The organism is Limnohabitans sp. TEGF003 (genome assembly GCF_055395455.1).
In genome coordinates this window covers 2,519,375-2,538,753 of record NZ_AP029225.1, presented here as the reverse complement: position 1 = coordinate 2,538,753, position 19,379 = coordinate 2,519,375, and the positions used below count along the sequence as shown (strand labels likewise).

General features: G+C 62.5%; 5 protein-coding genes. All 5 read right to left on the bottom strand.

Annotated features, from left to right (window positions below; translation table 11 throughout):
- Nucleotides 1–70: 70 nt before the first annotated feature.
- Nucleotides 71–14,983: a YDG domain-containing protein gene (locus ACZ5RT_RS12095; protein WP_464452623.1), complete on the bottom strand. Its 14,913-nt coding sequence runs from the start codon at nt 14,981–14,983 to the stop codon at nt 71–73.
- Between the two features lie 9 nt (nt 14,984–14,992).
- Nucleotides 14,993–15,796, bottom strand: a complete 804-nt coding sequence (locus tag ACZ5RT_RS12090) for a hypothetical protein (RefSeq protein ID WP_464452622.1) — start codon at nt 15,794–15,796, stop codon at nt 14,993–14,995.
- The gene (locus ACZ5RT_RS12085; RefSeq protein WP_464452621.1) at nt 15,793–16,626 is read right to left on the bottom strand and encodes a polymer-forming cytoskeletal protein; all 834 of its coding nucleotides are present in this window, start codon (nt 16,624–16,626) and stop codon (nt 15,793–15,795) included. The genes ACZ5RT_RS12090 and ACZ5RT_RS12085 overlap by 4 nt, the downstream gene beginning before the upstream one ends.
- A gap of 4 nt (nt 16,627–16,630) precedes the next feature.
- Nucleotides 16,631–17,497 carry a SapC family protein gene (locus tag ACZ5RT_RS12080; protein WP_464452620.1) on the bottom strand — a complete coding sequence of 289 codons (867 nt, stop codon included), beginning with the start codon at nt 17,495–17,497 and terminating at the stop codon, nt 16,631–16,633.
- Between the two features lie 164 nt (nt 17,498–17,661).
- The gene (locus ACZ5RT_RS12075; RefSeq protein ID WP_464452619.1) at nt 17,662–19,356 is read right to left on the bottom strand and encodes a ShlB/FhaC/HecB family hemolysin secretion/activation protein; all 1,695 of its coding nucleotides are present in this window, start codon (nt 19,354–19,356) and stop codon (nt 17,662–17,664) included.
- Between the last annotated feature and the right edge of the window lie 23 nt (nt 19,357–19,379).

Below are 19,379 nucleotides of genomic sequence, written 5' to 3'. Positions count from 1 at the left end.
CCAAGCCCAGAAGCAAGCCCAGACCCGTCACCATTTGCCATAGTCGTCGACATGACATGCGCATAGATGCTTATTCTGTCCGCTCCGAAACCACCACCGCGACGCGCTGGCCACCCACCACGACCACCAGTTGCATGGGCAGAGCGTTGTCAGGCACAGCGCTGGCTTCAAAGCGCATTTGTTGCGGATCAAACTTCAGCCAAGCGGGCAGGGGGCTGCCGTTCGCTTGGGTGATGCGGATTTGGCCGTCAGCGCCTGCCATGCCCTTGACCGATTCGGGCATCTCGAAGCTGAAACCAGTGCCGACAGTGGACATGCCCTTGGGCAGGGAAACGGCCACCATCAATGGAGTGTCTTGCTGGCCTTGGCCTTGCAGATCGACCGTCACGCCTGCGCTGTTGGCACCCGCTGGGCCGCTTGCAGCGGCTGGACTGCTCGAAGAGCTGGTCGAAGAAGAGGAGACAAGCACCAGTGGTGGCGGAGCGTTGGCGCTTGAGAGTCCAACGCCCGGCAACGTGCTGACGGGCAGGCTGCCCCGGACGGTGGATTCGGCATCGCCTGCGGCCTTGCGTGAGTCACCCACAATCTTGACGCTGCGGGCTGTGACGGTGACGCCTTTGCTCAGTTTGTTGTTCTGGCCGTCCAAGACCACGTCGCCATTTGCCTTGATGTGGGTGTCACCACCCACCACAATTTTTTTACCGTTGCTGTGGTCCTGAATGATGTCACCGCCAGCATCCAGATACAGGTCACCGTCGATGTCGAAGTTGCCTGGCTTGAAGTCGTTGCGGTCGGTGACCTTGACCTGCTGCCAGCTGCCGCCATTGGCCTTGGTGAACGAGACCACGCCCTGGAAGTCGTTGGACAGTGTCAGGTTGGCCGTTTGGCTGGCACCGGAGTCGGCCACGAAGTCGGCGTTGCCCTGGACGACCAGTTCGCCCGTCTGGCTCACGCCGCCATCTGTGGCGCTGCCCGTGGTTCGGCTGACCAGGTTGCCGTTCACCGTGGTGGTGCCAAAGGCCAGACTGCGGGCCGTGACCGACAGATCACCACCAGTGCTGAATTGGCCTAGTTGCACCGCGTTGCTGCTGGCGATGTCGGCCTTGCCTTGCACCGCCACGCTGCCATTGCCGCTCTGGCTGAAGCCGTCATTGACGGTCAGGTCGCCGCCCACTGCCAGGCTGCCACCGGTCTGCGCATACGCTGCCAGGGTCACGGCCCCCGCAACCTGCAAGGTACCGTTGGTCTGGCTCAACGCTCCGGCATTGCCCAGGCTGTCGATGTTCACCGCTGAAGTGGCCACCGCCGGTGGCTTGGCCCCTGCCGTGTCAAAGCTGACGGTCGTGCCAGCAGGGATCAGCACGTTGGCCACGTTGGCCAGATCGGGCACTGCGCCGCCTGCCCAGTTGGCTGGGTCGAACCAGTTGCCGGTGCTGCCGCCCACCCAGGTTACCGAGTTCAGACGGGTGATCGCGCTGCTGTTGTTTGAGCCCAGCGTGACGCTGTAGTTGCGTCCGCCGTTGCCGTCGTCCACGGTGACCGAGCTGAGCGTGGCGGTTTTGCCTGTGCCGACGTTCTTGTTGTCAAAGTTAACCAGGGCTGTGGTGACGGTGTCCCCGCCCACCAGCTGGGTGCCCAGTGTTTGCCGTTCAGCGGCGCTGGCGCTGTAGGCGGTCTGGCCGTCGTAGACCTTGGAGACCGGCGCCAGGTTCAAGGTCACTGCCTTGGCGGTCACATTGGCCGTGGCGGTGGCCTGGTCGGTGAAGGTGTAGTTCCCGGCATCGTCACCGCTGTAGCTGCTGCTCAGGCTGACGGTCTTGCCCGTGCCGATGTGTCGTGTGTCAAACGCGCCGGTGGCGTTGACCGTGACCTGATCGCCGCTGATCCAGCCTGATGCATTCGAAGCATCCACGGCTGCGCTGGTGCCGCCGTCATAGACCTTGCTGGCCGCTGTGATGCCGCTGACCGTGATGGCCTTGGGGGTGATGCTGGCGGTGGTGGTGGCCGTGGTGTTTTGCAGGCTGTAGTTGTCCTTGTCGGTGCCAGTGAGCGCAACGCCGCTCACGGTGACCGACTTGCCGGCCCCGACATTTTTGTTGGCAAACGACGCGCTCGTCTGGGTCAGGGTCACCACATCGCCTGCCACGATGTCATTGGAGCTGCCGGCCACGCTGGCGTTGGTGGATTGGTCATACACCTTGTTGCTGGCGCTGTAGCTGGCGGTCAAGGGCTTGGCCGTGATGGCGCCATCGTTGCCCGTGAAGCTGTTTCCGCCGGCCAGGTAATAGTTGCCAACATCTGTGCCGGAGAGCGCCACGTTGGCGTAGGTGTAAGCGGTGGTGCCAGCGTTCTTGCTGGCGTAGCTGCCGATGCCGCTGACACTCAGGTCATCGCTTTGCCCCGTCGTGCCTGACTCTTTGCCGGTCAGCACCAGCGTGCCGTTGGTGACCGTGGTGTTGCCGTCGTAGACCTTGCTGACGCCTGTTGCGGACGCGGTGACCGCCTTGGCATTGACCTGGTGGCTGCCCACCACCGTGACAGTGTCGCTGAAGTTGGCGCTGTTTTCTGTGACCAGACCGCTGGTGCCCAGCTGGTAGTTGCCCACCTTGAGTTTGCCCGCCGTGCTGGTGGCGGCAGACAGAGGCGCCAGCGTGAAGCTGGCCGTGCCCGACGAGCCGTCGCTGATACTCACCGCGTTGCTGTTGATGGCCACGCTGCTGCCCGCCACGTTGCCGCCGGTGCCCAGTGTGTACACGGTGCCGCCGGCTTCGTACTGCACACTGCTCAGCGCATATTGCGTGGCTGTGCCATAGGTGTCACTCGCATTGGCCACCCGCACCAGCAGCTGGTTGGAGCCGACAATGGTGTAGTTGCCGTTGACGTAGTTCAGGTTGTAGTTGTCTGCCGTCAGGCCGTTGGCCTGCAGCACATTGTTGTAAATGCCCGCAGTGCTGGTGCTGGCATTGGTGCGCGTCACGCCCAGGGTGCCGCCCAGCACGCTGCTGGACTCGCCATTGACGAAACCACTGTAGGTGACGCCGGTATAGCCGGTGGTTGAGTCGCTTTGCGAAAGGAAGCGTGCATCGTTGTTGGCACGCACCGTCAGACCCGCCTTGCTGATGGTGGCTGCCACCGACTTGGTGGTGGCGTCCAGCACATAGTCCGAGGCCTGCGAACCGTTGCTGCCAGTGATCGCGTCAATGCGCAGGCCCGACAAGGCGATGGCATTGGCGCTGGCCACGTTGGCATTGTTGTAGAGCGCGCTGGCGTACGCCATGCTGGCCGCTGTGTCACCACTGGCCAGGCCGCTGAAGGTATACGTCGGCACCAGACCGGCGGGCGCACTGGTGGTGCCGTCGTACACCTTGTTCACCCCGGTGTTGCTGAGGGTGGGCGTCAGCGTGCGGGCGCTGATGGTGACGGCTGCATCGCTGGCGTCCAGTGTAGGCAGCTGGTAGTTGGCCGCCAGACCGCCCGAGCCGTCGGTGGCGTTGGCCAACGTGATGGCACTGATGTATTTGCCCTGGGTGGCCACATGCGCGTCGCTGGCGGTGGCGCCGGTGTAGCTCAGGGTTTCGCTGTTGATCAGGCCGCCGATGCTCACCTGGCTGCCCGTCAGGCTGGTGCTGCCGTCATAGGTCTTGCTGGCCGACAGGGTCACGGTCTTGGGTGTGATGATGCCGTTGCTGCCGGTAAAGCTGTTACCTCCCAAAAGGTAGTAGTTGTCTTTGTCATCGCCGCTCAATGTGACGCTGGCAAAGCTGTAGCCCAAACTGGTGCCGGCGTTCTTGCTGGCATAGGTGCCCGTGCCACTCACGCTCAGCACATCGCCCGATTCTGTGCCTGCCAGCGACAGGCTGGCGTTGGTCACGGTGGTGCTGCCGTCATAGACCTTGCTCACCCCCGTGGCCGAGGCGGTCACGGCCTTGGGCGTGACCTGGTGGCTGCCCACCACGGTGATGGTGTTGTTGAAGTTCTGGCTGTTTTCGGTGACGGTGCCGCTGGTACCCAGCTGCCAGTTGCCCACGGTCAGCTTGCCGGCGCCGCTTGATACGCCGGACACAGGGCTGAGGGTGAAACTGGCCGTGCCGTTGGCGCCGTCGTTCACCACCACCTGGTTGGTGGGGTTGATGGCCACGCTGCTGCCCACCACGCTGCCGTTGTCCAGCCGGATGATGTTGGTGCCGTCAAAGTACTCCACCGCGTCGATGGCGTACTGCGCCGCCGCGCCGTAGGTGGATGTCAGCTTGTTCACCCGCACCAGCAGCTCGTTGGAGCCGACGATCTTGTAGTCACCGTTGACGTACTGGATGTTGTAATTGGCCGCCGTCAGGCCACTGGCCTGCAGCACGCCGCTGTAGCTGCCGGCGGCGTTGGTGGCAGCGTTGCTGCGTGTCACGGCCAGGGTACCGCCCAGCTCGCTGGTGCCCTCACCGTTTACAAAGCCACTGTAGCCCACACCCGCATAGCCGACGCTGTCTGCCTGCGAGATGAACTTGGCATCGTTGTTGGCAGTCACCGTCAGCGCGGCCGGGGTGATGCGCGCGGCGGTGTCATCGGCGTGCTGGGACAGCGTGTAGTTGCCGGCCTGTGCACCCGTCAGGCTCAGGCCTGTGAAGCTCACACGATCGGCGCTGGCGACATCCTTGCTGTTGAAGGTGCCGGTGGCTGTGCCACTCAGGCTCACGGTGTCACCGCTGTAGGCCTTGCCGTCACTGATGCTGCCGCTGCCTGGGGCCTCGGTGGCAAATACGGCTGTGCCGTTGACCACCGCCGTGGTGGTGCCGTCGTAGACCTTGCTGGCAGAGCTCAGGCCGCTGATGGTCAGGGCTTTGGGCGTGATGTTGGCGCTCAGGCCTGTGGGCTGCGTCAACGTGTAATTGCCCACATCCGTGCCGCCAATCGTGTCTGCCGCCGTGACGATCTTGCCGGTACCGGCGTTCTTGTCTGCAAAGGTGCCGTCTTGCGTCAAGGTGATGTCATCGGTGCCCACCACCCCCACCAGGATGCCCCCGCTGAGCGTGGCCGTGGTGGTGCCGTCGTAGACCTTGTTGGCGACGGTGGTGCCCGTGACGGTCAGGGGGGCCTTGTGGATGGTACTGGTGGTGTTGCTGACGTAAGTGACGTCGTAGTTACCGCCGTTGTTCCCGTCGGTGACGGTGACGCCTGTCACGGTAACCGACTTGTTGCCCGTACCGGCGTTTTTGTCGGTGAAGGCAAAAGTTCCGCCTGAAATGTTGTCCTGGGCGTTGCCGTTGCTGACGTTGGTGAAGAGCGTGCCCGACACCACTGTGGCCGTGCCGGTAGCAGCGGTTCCGCCGTCGTAGGTTTTGGTCACGTTGCTCGTGCTGATGCTCAGGGCGGCTTTGGCCACATCGGCCGTGGTGGTCGCGCTGGTAGATGCAAGCTGGTAATTGCTGGCCAAACCGCCGGTGCCATTGGCCAGGCTGTAGCCGCTGGCGGTCACGGTCTTGCCATCGCCGGCGTTGGCATTGTCGAAGCTGGCGCTGCCGTGGTTGAGCGTCAGGGCTTCACCGGTGATGCCGGTGCTGACCGAGCCCCAGCTGCTGATGGTTACCGCGGTCGTGCCGTCGTAGGACTTGTTGTCGGCCGCCAGGCCCGTGATCGTCAGGGTTTTGGCGGTGATGTTCGCCGTGCTGGTGGCGGTGTTAGCGATGGTGTAGTTGCCCGCATCGGTGCTGCCCAGTGCGATGCCATTGAGGGTCACGGTCTTGCCAGAGGCAGCGTTTTGATTGTCAAAGGTGGCGCCAGTGTTGCTCACGGTCACGGCATCCGTGCCTACGATGCCAGTCAAGGTGCCCGCGTTGAGGATGGTGGCCACATTGTTGCCGTCGTAGACCTTGTTGTCTGCGGTGAAGCCGGTGAGGGTGAGCGTTTTGGGGTCGATGCGACCGTCACTGCCCGTGATACTGGTGGCACCGCCCACAATCATGTAGTTGTTGGCAGATGCGCCGCTCAATTGCAAGTCGGCCAAGGTGTAAGACTTATCGGCCAGGACATTGCCACCGGCATCGCGGCTCACGTTCGCTGAGCTGAAGCTGCCAGTGCCTGATACATCGACTGTGTCACCGTTCACCACACCTGAATCCGCCACACCGTTGACGGCCGCCACGGTGATGCTCACACCGTTCATCTCGGTGGTGCCGTCGTACACCTTGCTGATTCCGCCCGCAGCCGAGACAGACACCTGCCGCTTGTTGATGGATGCCTTGGTGCTGGTTTGTCCGGTGATGGAGTAGTTGCCCTTGTCCGCACCGCCGTATGTGCTGGAGATCGTCACTGTCTTGCCCAGGCCTGCGTTGTAGTCGGCGAAAGTGCCGGTAGGTGTCACGGTGACAGCATCGCCGACAATCAGACCGGTTTCCTGTAGGCCGGTGGTGCTGAGGTTGGCATCCGTGGTCTTGTCGTAAGTCTTGTCGACACCCACGATGCCCGAAATCACCAGCGAGGCCGGGGTGATTTTGGCGCTGGCCGTGCCCGTCGCGCTGGCCAACGTGTAGTTCAGGGCGTCACCCACGGCGGCATCCAGACTGGCGCCGGTGATGCTGATGTTTTTCGCAATGACGGTGCTGCCGCTGTAGGCCACATTCTTGTCGGCCACATTGCTGCTGTTCACGAAGTTTGCTGTGCGAAGAATGCTCAAGTTGTCACCCGAGATGCGATCGTCGCTGGTTGTCACGGTGGCGGCTGTCAGGCCGTTGTAGACCTTGTCCACCCCTGTGTAGCTCACCGTCAGTGTTTTGGGTGTGATCTGGCCATCGCTGCCGGTGATGCTGCTGGTGGACAGGTAATAGTTGGCTGCATCGGCACCGCTCAGGCCGATGCCAGACACGGTGTAGGACTTGTTGGCCGCCAGTGCGCCCGCATTCCGACTGACGTTTTTGTCGCTGAAGCTGCCTGAGCCGCTCAGCACAACCCCATCGTTGGTCAGCACCCCGGCGGCGCCGGGGTCCATGCTCAGGCTGTTCATGGCGGCGGTGCCGTCATAGGTCTTGGTCTTGGCCGCAGTGTTCACCACGGGCGTCAAAGCGGCCTGGTTGACTTGGTGCGTGCCCACCACCACGAGCGAATTGCTGAAATTACCGCTGTTTTCCGTAACAGTACCGCTGGTGGTCAGCTGGTAGCTGCCTGCCTTGAGCTGACCTGCGCCTGAAGTCAGTGCGTTGGCCGGGGCCAGGGTGAAGGTGGCCGAGGCACTGGCCCCGTCAGGCACGGTGAAGTTGTTGTTGCCGTTGGCGGTGATGCCGGTCAGTACCACTTCTGCACCTGCACCCGCGTTGGCTGTTGGGTCCCAATACGATGCAGAGGAGATGTTGTATACCGCTGCACTGCCATAGGTGCTGGTGCCGCTGGCGCGCACGATCAGCTGATCCGAACCCACAATGGTGAAGTTGCCCGGGCTGTAGCTGATCGCGTAGTTGTTGGCAGACAAGCCGCTGGCCGTGATGGCACCGGTGTAGGTGCCTGCCAGGGTGTTGCTGCCAGAGGTGTTGCCATCCGGCCCGCTCGCCGAGCGCGTCACGGCCAATGTGCCGCTGAGTACGCCAGGGGTGCTGGCCGTCTCGCCGTTCACAAAACCGCTGTAACTCGCGGTGAATGTCGGATCGGCCTGGGTCACGAACTTGGCTTCGTTGTTGGCGGCGACAGTCAAAACGGCCGGCTTGATCGTGCCAGTGCCGTTGGTCCAGCTCAGGCTGTAGTTGCCGGCATCAGCGCCGCTCAAGGCCACCGTCCCCCGTTGGATCGCCTGCGTGGTGACCGCACCGGTCACCACGCTGCCTACCCGCGCCACATTGGCACTGGCAAACACCGGTGCACCCGTTGTGGTGACGGTATCGCCGCTGATCACACCGTCCAGGCTGCCCATGGCTGCCGCAGCCGTGTTGGTGCCGTCCAGCACCAGGTTGGCTGTACTGGCGGTGCCGTCGTAGGTTTTGCTCACGCCGCTGGCGCCTGACAGGGTCAGCGCCTTGGCCGTGATCGTGCCATTCGCGGTGGTGGTGGTGACGCTGTAGTTGTTGCCACCGTTGCCGTCATTGATGACATAGCCGCCGTTGACGCGCAGCAGCGAGCCATTGGTGCCCATGACATTCTTGCTGTCAAAGGACTGTGTCAGCGTACCCGCTGTGATGTTGTCGAGTGCTACCAGACCTGTCACCCCCACGGTTCCGCTGGAGTCGGTGGTCCGGTCGTATTCCTTGGTCTGTGTGACCGCAGCCAATGTGAGTGCGGCCTTGTTGATCGTTGCGGTGGTTGTCTGGTTAACGAGGGTGTAGTTGGCGGAGTCGTCGGCCACAACTGGCGTTGTCTTGCCTGCCAGGCTCAGACCGGTCACGGTCACCGTCTTGTTGGCACCTGCATTCCAGTTGTCAAATGACGCGCTGGCACTGCTGGTGATCAATGAAACCGCATCGCCTGTGACCACGCCCGAAAGCGATCCATAGCTGGAAACAGTCGCGGTTGCGCTGCGGTTGTAGGTTTTGTCATTGACCAGCAAACCGGTCAGTGAAATATCTTTTTTCGCCACACTCAGTGTGCCTGGGCTGATTGAAGTCACGTTGTAGCCCAGCGCCGTCAGGCCGTTTTCAGTGATGGTGTAACTGCCAAACCTGATGTTGCCACTGCTCGAATTGAGCCGGCTGACCACTGAGTAGGTGGCGCTGTCGCCATTGACTGCACCACTGACGCTGCCCGTGAGCGTGGGCAATGCATCGCCGTACGTCATGGATTTGTTGGCCACGGTCACCGTGGCGCTGGGCCGCTCGCGGTAGATGGCGTTGATGCCTGCACCCAGTGGTGTCCAGCTGCCCGTTGCAAAGTTGGTCGTCTCGTCCGCGTTGTAGCGGAAGTGGCCTGTGCTCAAGCTGCTGAGCTGAGACACCCGTTGGCTGTCTGTGGTGATGCCGCCGGTGAAAAGCTTGCCCACACCGCCGCTGCCGACTGAAATGGTGGGGGTGTAGCCTGGTGTGCCCCGAATCAGGATATTGGAACTGAGATCCGCCCCCACAGCACTGTCGATACTGGCGTTCAGAGTCAACGCATTGGCACTCGCGTTGGTGGTTGTCACATTTTTTTCAACGGCCAAGGAATAGAGCTTGGTGCCAATGTTCACCACGCCCGAGGCCGACACGCCTTGCGTGGTCCCAACGGTATTGATGAAAAGTCCTCCGTAGTCCAGATAGGTCAAGCCATTGACGCCACTGGCGGCCAAGGTGCCGACATCGTTGTTGGCGCTGTTGTCCAGCGTCACATTGCCGCCCAAGAGCAGCAGGCCACCAGTCCTTTGGCTCAAGGTGGTTTGAGAGCCTGCTTGCACATAGCCGCTGGCACCGTCGGTCACATTGCCCGAACCTTTCAGGGTAATGACGGCATTGCTGTCGTTGAACGCGGTGGTCACCAGACCCGCGTTGATGGCAATGTTTCCGCCATAGATGCCGATGGGGCCGGCAATGCTGACAGCGTTGGCAATGGTGATGTCGGCGGTGTTGCCGTCCTTGCCCAAGGTCAGCCCGGTCAGGTTCGTGTCAAAAGTCCACCCCGATGTAGAGAACGCCGACGTGAAGCTGCTGCTGGCGGTCGCCGGCTCGATGCGCAATTGCCCAGTACCGTTGAAGGTCTTGTTCGTTGGAGCGGGCGCGTTGTTGGCGAGCACCAGCACGCCGTTGGCAATGGTGTTGGTGCCGGTGTAGGTGTTGTTCGCCGTCAGTGTCAGAGTGCCGGTGCCCTGCTGGGTCAATGTGCCAGTGCCGCTGATGAGACCGGTTTGTGTGAGGTTGTCCGAGCGATTGAACACCAGTGCAGCGTTGTTGGTCACCGAGCCGCTGCCCAACGAGCCGGTGGTGCCACCATCGCCAACCTGCAACGTGCCGCCCGTGCTGCTGATGATGGTCGAGCCACTGTAGCTGTTGTTGCCCGTGAGGGTGGCCACGCTGTTTTGCATTTTGGCCAGCGAGCCGGTCCCACTGATGGCATTGGCAAAAGTGAAGTCATCCGTTCGGTTCAAATACAAGGAGCCGTTGTTGGCTACGCTGCCGGTGCCCAAGGTGCCGGTGGTGCCTGCATCGCCCACTTTCACCCTGCCACCGCTGATGGTGGTGCCTCCGCTGTAGGTGTTGGTGCCGGACAGCTTGATTTCACCACCCGTGGCGTTCAAGGTCAGGTTGTTGGCACCACTGATGTTGCCTCTGAGTGCAGCACTGATCGAGCTCAATGAGAGGGTGCCGCTGCTGGTGAAAGTGTGCACGGTGTAGCCCGTTGCAGTGCCGCTTCCCGATGTGGCGGTGCCACCCGTGTTGCTGCCCAAGCCACCCAAATAACGCACCACCACAATGCCCGAGCCACCACTACCGCCCCATTTCAGACTGGTGTCATTGCTTGACCCCCCGGCACCACCATTTCCCAAGTTGGCGGCCCCATTTGCACCTGTACCAACTGAGTTGGAATTGCCGCCAGCACCGCCACTGGCGTAGGTCACTGTACTGCCTGTGATGTCCAGGGCCAGGCCCGCGCCACCGGCAGCGCCATACCCATTTTCAGAGAATGAACCAGCACCACCTGCACCGCCGCCGCCGCCGCCGCCATACGAAAATGAGCCCGTTCCAGATTTGTTTTTGCCGCCGTCATAGCCTTGACCCGGGGTACCCAGGCCCCCGGTGCGGCCAGTGTCCGCTACTTGACGTCCCCCGGCACCACCACCGCTACCACCGTTGCTCCCGCTGCTCGCGCGGTTGTTGCCGCCCGCACCCCCACCGATGGCTACAGCGATACTGCCCAGACTGGAGTCGCCTCCATTGGCGGGAGTAGTGTCGGCTGCACCTCCCGCGCCAACTGTCACGGCATAGCTGGCTCCGCCAAGTGCGAGGCTGTCTTGCAACAAGCCGCCAGCGCCACCGCCGCCGCCCGGCGCGAAATCGTCTGCAACACCACCCGCACCGCCTCCTGCCACCACCAGGTAGTCCACATTGGCGTCCAGACTGATAGAGGCCGCCCCGTTGAGTGTGATGCTGTTGGCAATGTCGGTGACCGTGCGGCCCAGCAGCAGCGAGGTGCCGCCTGCCATGGTCAAGGCACCAGTGCCCAGCGCCGTGTTGGTGTAAAGCCCCAGGGTGCCTGCGTTCAGGAAGGTGCCACCGGTGTAGATACTTTCGCCCATCAAGTTCAAGCGACCTGCACCTGCTTTGGTCAGCGTGGCACCGCTGCCTGAAATGCTGCCTTGGTAAATCGAATCGCCCGACTGTTTGACCGTCAGGTTGCGCCCGCTGGCCAGTGTGATGTTGCCCGTGCCCACCAGACCTGTGGTCTCGATGAGCACGTTGCCCGTGGTGGTGTTGCCGGTGGAGACGGCTCCGTTCAGGGTGACTGCACCACCGTAAATGTTGATGGGGCCGTTGATGTTGGTGTTGCTGGCTATGGTGATGTCTGCCGTGTTGCCGCTCTTGCCCAGGGTCAGGCCGGTCATGAAGCTCAAGCTCACATTGCTGATCGGCCAGCTCAAGGGGCTGCTGAAGCTCGGGCTGTAAGGTTCCACCGTCAGGGTGCCCTGGGTCAGTACCTGGTTGGTGTTGGTGCTGCCAAAGTACAGGCTGTCTGCACGCAGGGTGATGTTGCCGCTTTGGCTGTTGACATGGCCCAGGGTGTTGGTGCTGCTGGTGCTTTGGAAGGTGATGCCTTCGCTGGAGCTGTTCAGGCCTGCAACGCCCACCAAGGTCATGTTGCCAATGCCCGACTTGAGCGTTGATCCATAGCCCAGGGATATACCGTCGTTATCGGTGCCCGCACCGCTTTTACCGCCACCCGTGCCGGTGATGATCATGTCGCCGGCACTGGTAACGCTGACGCTGCTGGCGCTGCCAGATCCGCTGAAGGCCACACCATGGTTGGTACCACCTGATGTGTTGGTGCCACCCGCAGTGCCGGTGATGTTCAGAGTGCCGCTAGCCGTGATGCTGGTAGTGGCCGAACTTTCGCTTTGCACGTTCACGCCGTATGCGCCGATCCAGGAACCGCTGCTGGCCGTTCCGGTGCCGGTGATGTCAATGTTGGTACCCGTCAGGCTGGTGATTTTGCCGCTGCCTGCTGCATAGATACGCACACCCATGCCCCAGTGACCACCGGTGTAGTTGCTTTTGCCGTTGAGCCAGATGTTGCCCGTGCCGGCGTTCAGGGTGGTGCCGGTGTCGAGCAAGATGCCGTTGGCGGCAGTGGTCGAACTTTGGGCAGCGCCGCTGCCTACCGACACCGCTGCGGCGCCGATGGCGGGTGTCCAGCTGCCGCCGCCCAAACCGCCGCCCATCCAGATGCCGCCGCCGCTGGTGCTGACCGAGGATCCACTGGTCAACGCAATGCGGCCACTGGCATTGGCATCGCTGTCAGCCCAGTAGATGACCCGACCGCCGTTGGTGGTGACAGAGGCTCCGGTTTGCAGGATGTCGTCTCTGGCCTTGAGCAAAACGCCCGCTCCGCTGTTGGTGCTGCTGAGGTTGGCATTGACGGTAATGGCGCCGCCATAGACGGTGATGGGGCCTGAAATGCCGATGGCTCCATTGATGGTTGCACCGCTGCTGGAGTTGGAGACGTAGGCTGTGTCGCCAGCAACGCCTGTACCCTGGTAATGGCCCAGTGTCAGGGCGCCCAGACTGGGAAAATTCTGAATGATCAAACCCGTGACATCAGACGAACCCGTGAAAGTGTTGCTGCTGAGCGTACCGTTCCAGGTCAGGTCCGTCAGAGCGTAGGCTTGCCCACTGAGCGGGGCCAGCGTCAGCTTGCCGGTGGTGTTGAGCGTGATCTTGTGGGTGTTGTAGAAAAAGTCACTGCTTTTCGTCAGCAGGGTGATGTTGCCTGCGCCCGTGTTGAAGGTGTAGTTGCCCTGGTAGGCAGCAATATCGCCGTAGCTCGTTAGAGAAGCTTTGGTGTGGCCAGCCATGAACAGGTCACCGCCGTTGGTGGTGATGTTGCCACTGACATCGATGGCGTTCATGTTGCCGCCGCCGCCATAAGCCGGTCCGCTGCCCACGCTCAGTCCGTTCCACAGGCTGGTCTGCGCACCGCCACCAATCCAGACGTGGCCGCCGTTGGTGCTGATGCTGCCGGTCGCTACGCCACGCGAGGTACCCCCGTCGGTTTCGGAAACCATGACCACATTGAGCTTGCCCGTGCCTGTGGCGGATATGGTCGCGTTGTTGACCACAGCTTGTGCAGCCAGCAGCGTCAAGGTGGTGGTGCCGCTGCCGGTTTTGGTGATGTCGCTGTTGACGGTGATGTCGCCAGCGTTGGCACTGTTGCCGCTGGAGCCATAAGCGGCGACGTTGCTGGCCGTGGTGATGGTGACATCTGTGGTGTTCAGATCGCTGCCAATGGTGGCGGCCTGCGTGCTGCCAATGGTGTAGTTGTAGGGGTCAATCAGCCACAGGCCGGTTTTGCCCAGCGCATCGCTGGCCGAGCGGGTGTCTACCGCAAAGCCGTCGATGTTGACGTTGTGGCCCGAGGTTTCCACCTGCCCGCCGTTGCCGCCCAGCACGCCGCCTTTGGCCAGCACGGTGCCTTGCGCTGTGGTCAGGCTGTCGGCCTTGCTGACATCGCTCCACAGCACCACCTTGCCGCCATCGCCTTGCTGTGTGGCGCTGGTGTCGATGGTGGCGCCCGGCTCCATGGTCACCGTGGTGGCGGCCTGCGTGGACTGGCCAGTGGCTTGCAGCAGCGGATCCGTGCTGCCTTGCCAGTTGCCGCCCACCCGTACAGTGCCGCCGCCTGTGGTGCCACTGGCGTCGATGCGTGTGCCGTCTTGCAGATGGATGTGTTCTCCTTGCAGACTGATGCTGCCACCCTGGCCTTTTGCGCTGCTGGCGTTCAAGGTGCCGCTGTTGTTCACCTTGGTGCTGGCCGACAACACAATGCGTCCGCCCTCGCTTTGCAGACCGGTGGCTTCAATGCTGCCGCTGTTCTTGACCACCCCACCCACCAGCCGGTCCATGGACTGCGCACTGATGATGACCAGGCCGCCTGGCGCCTGCACCGCGTGCTGGTTGTCCACCAGGGCCTGGATCTGGCTGGGGTCGACCCGCAGACTGGTCAGGCGGTTGTTGCTGTCAAACTTCAGGTCAACCGCTTCGCCGGATGCCAGAGCCACCGTGCCCATCTGCGCGATGACGGCCCCCTGGTTGCGCACCTCGGGTGCGAGCAGCGCGATGTAGCCGCCCAAGGCGGCCTTGATTTCGCCCTCATTGATGACGCTGCCCGTGCTGCCGTCGCGCTCAAAGCGGTTTTTGCCGGCCATGAAGTCGGCGTCCGAGATGCCATGGGTGGTGGCGATCAGGCCGCCCACGTCCACGCGGGCGCTGGGGCCAAAGTACACGCCTGCCGGATTGGTCAGCACCACCTGCCCGTTGGCGCTGATGCGGCCAAAAATCTGGCTGGGGTCGCTGCTCATGACGCGGTTGAGCGTGACGCTGGCTGCGCTGGGCTGCTGGAACTGCACATGGGCGTCTTTGCCGACGTTGAAGCTTTGCCAGTTGATGGCGGCGCGGTCGCTGCTTTGGTTGATGACCAAGTTGCCGCCCGCCTTGCTGATGCTGGCCTGACCGGCGCTGACTTGTCCGCCCGTGGGCAGCTGGTTGGGGGCGGGGGGCGCGGCCATCACGCCGCCGCCCGAGGCGATGGCCGAGGCCAGCAGGGTGCGCGGGGTGTTGAGCGCCTGCAAAGTGCGTTCGATGCGTTGCGCGATCCAGCGGCGGGTACCCAGTGGGAGGTGCTGCACCAGCGGCACCAGGCGCATGTGGTCGTTGTCCCACACGGCACGCGTGTTTTCTGCGCTGGCCAGCACCGCGCCCGCAGCTTCGCGTTGGGCGCGACGCGTGCTGGACTGAACCTTGCCACAGCCGCTGGTGACTTCGCTGACGGCCACCCATGCCAGGCGCACTTTGCACCAGATGACTCTGAAAACGCGGTTGAGTGTGGAATGCATGGGGGACTCTCAGGAATCGATGCGGGCGGGCTGCATGAAGCTGGCACGCGCTTGGGCAAGGGTTTGTTCTGTGCTGTGAAGATCGGCAGCCACAAGGTTGGCCCAGGGGGCGGCCGGTGCAGTGGGTTCGGCCACGGTTTGGGCGGTGGGTACCGGCTTTGCCTCGGTGGCTTGCTGTGGGGAGGGCGGGTTGTCCAGCTGGGGCCCGGTTGGCGTTGGGGTCGGCGACGGTGTATCGCCCGGGATCTCGCTGGGGTGGGCGGTCGGCGGCGCTGGCAAAGCGGTTTCAGCGGCTGTTCCAGTCGCGCTGCTTTGCGCGGGCGGCAGGCTTGTGTTTGTGGCTCGCCCGATGGACAACGGTTTTTCGTGGTGACTTTGGCGGTTGCGCCAGGCAAAGGTCAGCAGCAGCAACAGGAGAACCACGATGCCTGTCAGCATCGACAGCGCCATCGTTTGTTGGCGATTGGCGGTTTGCAGGGCGCTGATCTGCTGCAGGTTTTGTTGGCCCAAGGTGTGCAGCTGCGTGTCCAGTTGGCTTTGCTGGCGCTCAATGCCGCGAATCTGCCTCTGGATGGTTTCACCCTGGTCGATCTGGGTCCGGCCGGTCTGCATGGTGGTCTGGCGCAGTTGGTCTATGCGGGTGTGGACCCGTTGCAGACTTTTTTGCAGTTCAGCGATGTTGGCTTCTGCGGGTGAGGCGACGGTGCGTTCACTGGCCCAGACGAACAGCGCGCATAGGCTCAGGCATGCGCCCATCAAGCCGCCGCGAAGGTTCGCTAGGTGATGTCTTGGGGCACCGCTTTGCATGCTCATGCAGCCTCGGGTGGGAGCTTGAAGACCAGGTTTTCGGTACCGGCCTGCAACTTGATCGAGATGCTCTGACCACTGGCCACCAGTTGGTCATAGGCGGGTTGACCGAGGACCAGCCAGGCGTGTTGCCGATCGACCGAGATCCAGGAGGGCAAAGGCTCACCGTTGGCCAGGCTCAACTTCAGATCGTCGGGCTGTTTGCGAAGTTGCTGCACGATGTTGACGGGCAAGTGGATGACCACGGGTTCTTTGACATCAACGGCTGGCGTCGCATCGTTGTCCGTTCGCTTGAGCTGGCCACTCACGTCGCTGCCGCGCTCCATGGACAGGTTGCCATATCGCACGTTGCCGGCCACGGTGCCACTGCTGCGCACCACCATGTCGCCCGCAATCAGTTCACCTTGCATGTGGCCATGCACGTCCAGGCGGTCGGCGTGGGTGTGGCCGCTGATGTGGCCGCTGAGTTCGACTTTCAGTTGTGAGGCCCGGAGCTGACCGGACACCGCACCCGACACCAGACAGGTGCCGGTGCTGATGGCCTTGTCCTGGATGGTGATGGCGCCGCTTTGGCGAACCACGACGTCCGCTGCCTCAAAGCTGCCATGCAGCTGTCCTGCAACGTCCAGTTGTCGGCATTCAACATGACCTGTCACGAGCGCGGTTTCGCTGAATTTGACGACATCGGCCGTGACGGTGCCTTTGACGGTTCCATGGATCAGCAGGGTGCCCTGGCCTTGAACCTGACCTTCGATGGTGAAGCCGGAGCCGACGATCAGGACGTTGTCGGCGTTGTTTGCAGGTGCTGCATTGGGGGATGTGTTGGCGATGGTCATGGTGTCAGGAGGCCTTGGTTTTGCTGGTCTTTCGGGCAGGTTTGTCCTGTTGATCGGCAGGTGCACTCTGGCTGCGTTCGAGCAGTGGCAGCAGGTTGCGCAATGACAGCATTTGGGCGTGGATGGCGGCGAGTTCGCCTCCCTTGAACCAGGCCAGCACCTTGTCGTCGGTCAGTTGGCGCAGCTTGGCTTCGTCAACGATCCACACGCCGTCCACAACCGCGTTGCGGCCATCGCCCAGGCGGACCTGCAAGTTCTGCTGTACCAGGAGCCCAGCCTCCTGGAGTTTTTTCACGAAGTCTTCGGTCCGCTTGGCTTGACCCTGGAAGTCGGCCAGCAGCTGCATGATGTTTTTGGCCAGATCGGTGGGCTCGCCCTTGCTGTCAAACAAGGCATCGCCCTCACTGCTCAGCTGAGGGGCAGCGAGGTCGGCGGCCAGACTGAGTTGCTGGTTGGCGCCTTCGGCCAGGATAAAGGGGTAGCGGCGCACGCTGGCGGGCACGTAGCGGGCATTCCATTGGCCCTTGGCGTCGACAAAAGCGTTGGCCCCAGCTTGCAGGCCCGTCAGTGCCAGTGCCAGCCATTGGCCGTCTTGGCCTTGGAAGAAGACGATGGGGTATTCCAGGCAGGCCTCGGGGAACTCGGCCATCAACAGCGGCACGGCCTGGTTTTTGGCGGCAAATCGGGCGTCGGCGGTTTTGAGTCGCAGGCCTTTGTGTTGCTCACGGTCAAGCACGACAGGTTTTTGGTAGAAAAAGGCGGTGGTTTGGGCTGCGGTGCTCATGGGGTGGATGCGTTGTTCAGATGTCGGGGTGGGTTGTGCCCATGCGCTGGGTGTCAGCGTGAGCAGGGCCAGAGCAAAGGCAAGCATGGATTGGCAGGCGCTGTGGGCAGGCATGGATGCCCGATCAAGTCGGGCATGACAGCGGTGGGGGCGGGCATGACAGTCAACTTTTGGCCTGGCATGACAAATTCCTTTGTCATCCTCGGGCTTGACCCGAGGATCCACCTGTAAGGTCGAGAAGTGGTTTTTCATCAGAACGGCACACTCGCGGTGATCCACCAGCGGTTTTTCTTGAGGGTGCCGTCGCCGTCGGTGCCCGTCTGGGTGGGCTTGGGGTTGACACCATTGCGACGTGACCAAGTGAGCTTGGTGCTGATGCCCATCGGGCCTTGCCAGCTGGCGCTCAGGCCGTGTCCGCGCAGGCTCAGACTGCTGAGTTGATCGTTGGGGGTTGCCGGCAGCGAGACCACACGGCCATGGTCGACAAAGGCCGACAGCACCCAGGCGGCGTGCACGCGCCAGCGCCACTCAGCGCTCAGCAGCTGTCCGCGCTCGCCACCGAGTTCACTGACCGGGTAGGCCCGCACCGTGCCTGCGCCCCCGATGTAGAAGCGCTCAGACGAGTCCAGCACCTGCGTGGCGTGCTGCCCTTGCAGGCTCAGCAGCAATGAGTGCGCCGGTGAGATGGTTTGCTGTCGGCTGGCGGTGTAGTTGAGTTTCTTGTAGCTGCGCCCGATGGTGTCGATCTGGCTGTGCGCTTGCATGCTGGTCAGGCGGCCCCACAGCAGTTGCACCGAGGCGCTGTTGGCACCGCCGCCGCCCAGGTCATCAAAGCGGTTGCCCGACAGGCCCAGGCGCAGGCTGTTGGTTTCATAGTCGGCGTAGCTCTTGGGGTCGGCCGCGTTGCTGTTGCGGTTGTCGCTCTCAAAGCCCTTGTTCTCCAGCCCGCCCGAAAAGTACAGGTTGTGCAGGCGCGCACGCACCAAGGGGTAGCTCCAGTCCAGGCCCATGCTGCTGGAGTTGCCTTGGATGTTCAAGCTCGTGATGCTTTCAGAGCCACCAATCACCTTGTAGCGCATGGACGAGGCACTGAAGCCCAAACGCAGGCCGTTGTAACCATCGGGCACGGTCAGGGCCACGCGGCCGTAGTCGCTGCCCTGGGTGTGCAGCAGGTTCAGGCTGACCAGTTCGCCGCGCCCGCCTGGGCTGTTGATGTTCATGTTGGCAGTGACCCGGTTGCTGCCGGTGGCGCGCGCTCCGGTGTTGTCCAGACCGAAGTCGCCGTAGATGAAGGGCTCGTCGGTGGTTTGCAGCGCCAGGGCGGTTTCGCCGTCTTGTGCGCCAGGGGCCAGCGTGCCGGCCACGCTCACGCCGGGCAGGTCGTCGGCCAGCAGCAGGGCGCGGTCCAGGGTGTTGGCGTTCAGGGGCTGGCCCGTGGCCTGACGGCCCTTGAACCAGGCTTCGATCTCGGAGGCCCTCACCGTTTTGGAGGGCGCACCTTCAAAACGCACGCCAGCAAAGCGGGCTTCGACGACTTGCAGTGTGATGTTGCCCGTGCTGACATCTTGCTCGGGTAAATACACGCGCACGATCCACCCGGCTTCGCGGTAGGCGGCAGCCACGGCATCTGCTGCGCGTTGCAGACCTTCAAAGCCGAGTTCGCGTCCTGTGAAAGAGGCTGTGGCAGCGGACAGCTGGTCGGCGCTTAACAAAGCGTTACCAGCAAAACGGAAAGATTGTACGCGCACCGTCATGCCCGCCGGGGGCTTGATTTCGGCTGGGGGCGTTGCTTGGGGTTGCGCCGCTGCCTGAGGCAAGGGCAAAGGGCGTGAGGTTTCGATTTGCTGGCGAATGCTGCCTGCATCGGGAACGGTTTGGGACCAGCTGCTGGTGTTGAGCCCCAAGAGAAGCACCAGGGGCAAAAGGGGGCTGGGGTATGGGCGCATGGAAGGTTTGCCTGTTCACAAAT

Coding starts and splice junctions, on each gene's coding strand:
- ACZ5RT_RS12090 (WP_464452622.1), bottom strand. CDS start 15,796: ATGAGCATGCAAAGCGGTGCCCCAAGACATCACCTAGCGAACCTTCGC.
- ACZ5RT_RS12075 (WP_464452619.1), bottom strand. CDS start 19,356: ATGCGCCCATACCCCAGCCCCCTTTTGCCCCTGGTGCTTCTCTTGGGG.
- ACZ5RT_RS12080 (WP_464452620.1), bottom strand. CDS start 17,497: ATGCTTGCCTTTGCTCTGGCCCTGCTCACGCTGACACCCAGCGCATGG.
- ACZ5RT_RS12095 (WP_464452623.1), bottom strand. CDS start 14,983: ATGCATTCCACACTCAACCGCGTTTTCAGAGTCATCTGGTGCAAAGTG.
- ACZ5RT_RS12085 (WP_464452621.1), bottom strand. CDS start 16,626: ATGACCATCGCCAACACATCCCCCAATGCAGCACCTGCAAACAACGCC.